This is a genomic window from Wolbachia endosymbiont of Glossina morsitans morsitans (genome assembly GCF_000689175.1).
Classification (GTDB): domain Bacteria; phylum Pseudomonadota; class Alphaproteobacteria; order Rickettsiales; family Anaplasmataceae; genus Wolbachia; species Wolbachia pipientis.
The window spans coordinates 1-2,450 of record NZ_AWUH01000021.1 but is presented as its reverse complement, the minus strand read 5'-3'; the positions used below and the strand labels follow the sequence as shown (position 1 = coordinate 2,450).

Genomic DNA, 2,450 nt, shown 5'->3' with positions numbered 1-2,450 from the left:
AACGCTACTTAAACATTTTTTTTAATCGATTGATTTCATCAGCAAATTTTGAGTCGGTCTTTATAAAATTTTCTACTTGTTTTACTGCATGTATAACAGTAGCATGGTCTCTGCCACCAAAGTTTCTCCCAATATCTGGTAGGCTTTTTTGCGTAAATTTTTTGGCAAAATACATAGCTATTTGTCTTGGCCTTGCAAGACTGCGAAGCCTTCTATTGGATTGCATATCTGCAACCTTTATATTGAAAAATTCAGCTACTTTCTTTTGTATTTCTTCTATTGTGACTGACCTATGATTTGACCTAAGAAGATCGATTAGGGTTTCACTAGCTGATTCTACCGTCATACTTCTTCCAATTAATGAGGTATGGGTAACCTTATTTAATGCTCCTTCTAATTCTCTTATATTAGATTTTATGTTCCTTGCTAAAAACTCTAGGACATCTTTCGGAACATACATATTCATCTGCTCCACTTTTGCCTGCAATATACCAAGCCTCAATTCAAAAGTTGTTTCATTAATATCTGCCACCAACCCCCAACCGAGTCGTGATTTTATTCTTTCTTCCACTCCATCAAGATCACTAGGAGACCTATCAGCTGATATAACCAATTGTTTATTTTGGTCTATCAATGCATTGAAAGTGTGAAAAAATTCTTCTTGTGTACTATCTTTACCACTGATAAATTGCACATCATCTACCATCAATACATCTACTGATCTAAATTGCTCTTTAAATAACATAATATCTTTGCTTCGCAGCGCTGTAATATATTGGTACATGAATTTCTCTGCTGATAAATACACCACTTTTCTTTTTGCTGATGGGGAATTGACTATGTGCCAAGCTATAGCATGCATTAGATGTGTTTTACCAAGTCCCACTCCACCATGTAGAAACAAAGGATTGCTGCCTAATATTGGATCTATAGATTCTGCCACACGCTTTGCCGCTGTAAATGCTAATTCATTTGACTTTCCTACCACAAAATTATCAAAGTGAAATCTGGGATCCAGTGGTGAACCAAGATTATGATTACTTTCCTCTCTGTTTTTTAGTATAACATTAGAATTTGAATTCCTTTCTTCAATTACTTGAATATCAATAGAACATATACTTTGATCCTCGCTTTGCCATAATGATAATATTTTTTTCATGTAATGAACTGTAATCCACTCTTTTATAAACCTTGTTGACACGGATAAAAGAACTTCCCCATTTCTGCTACTGACAAATTTTAGTGAACTCAGCCAGCTGTTATATGTTGCTTCTCCATAAAGATTATAAAGACAATTTTGGATTTTTTCCCAAGTAACATTGTGATCTGTTACTGTAGTAATCTGATCAAAAAACATAGTAGAAACCTTAGGGCTAGTTAAGTTCATATACCACACCAAGAAAAAACAATAATCAGAAAGATGCAAGATAATCAACAGCTTACTGCAAAATGAAAAGCTAACATTAGTTAATACATACTAAAAATTATGGTGATTTTTTGATGAGTTGTAAAGGGTATAAAAACACTAAAATTGATCATTTTTATTTCAAAAAAATGAAAAATTTGTAAATGTCGCTTGTATCGAGGATTAGAAGCATGCTATTAAAAACAGTAATACATTATGTATAAATAAGATGTTAAATTTACTGGCAAATAAGTAAAGTATTCATATAAATATAGCTAACCTAATATAGATTTACTGAAGCAAATTTATGATTATATTAAGTAATTTGAGTTATTATGCTGTATTCGGTATTGAACTAGAGTTTTATATTGAGGGAATAGAAAAAGAATATTTATTTCTGAATAGCATCAAAAATAAAATAGCATCTCTTGAATTTTCTTGCGAGAAGGAGAATTCTACACATCAATATGAGATAAAAAGTGGTTACTATACGAACTCCGACAATTTAATCAAGCATTTCGAGTTAGCAAAACAATTACTTACTGAAGTAGCACAAAAACTTGGCGGGAATGTTTCTTTTAAAGCAAAGCCTTATTTGGATAGAGCAGGCAGTGCATTAAATGTGCATGTTAATCTCGTGAATTCAAATAACGATAACTTATTTTATAGCAATGAGCAAAAGTACAGTGACTATCTGATTCACAGTATTGGTGGATTATGTGCAATGATGAAAAAACATATGTTGTTCTTTGCTCCAAATGATGATTCATATTTAAGATTTCAGTACCCGGATATTCACACTCCAACTACGATTAGTTGGGGAGTAAATAACAGAACTGCTGCGATAAGAATTCCCCATTTTGGCAACGATTCCAAAAGATGCCGCCTAGAGCACCGTGTTCCCGGAGCAGATTGTGACCTTGAAAAAGTACTCACAGCAATAATTGAAGGTATAGTTTTTGGTATAGAGAACAAAATTGCTCCGCCAAATGGAGTGTATGGCATTGCATCTGATCCTCAATATGAGATGGAGAGGTTAATATAA

2 protein-coding genes are annotated in these 2,450 nt (G+C 33.1%); one reads left to right on the top strand and one right to left on the bottom strand.

Annotated features, from left to right (window positions below):
- Positions 1 to 4: 4 nt before the first annotated feature.
- Positions 5 to 1,387 carry a chromosomal replication initiator protein DnaA gene (gene dnaA, locus WGMM_RS00660; protein ID WP_038248456.1) on the bottom strand — a complete coding sequence of 461 codons (1,383 nt, stop codon included), beginning with the start codon at positions 1,385 to 1,387 and terminating at the stop codon, positions 5 to 7.
- Positions 1,388 to 1,712: 325 nt separating this feature from the next.
- On the opposite strand from dnaA, the gene WGMM_RS00655 reads away from it, so the two are divergent.
- Positions 1,713 to 2,450, top strand: coding sequence for a type I glutamate--ammonia ligase (locus tag WGMM_RS00655; protein ID WP_038248453.1), 738 nt, complete (start codon positions 1,713 to 1,715; stop codon positions 2,448 to 2,450).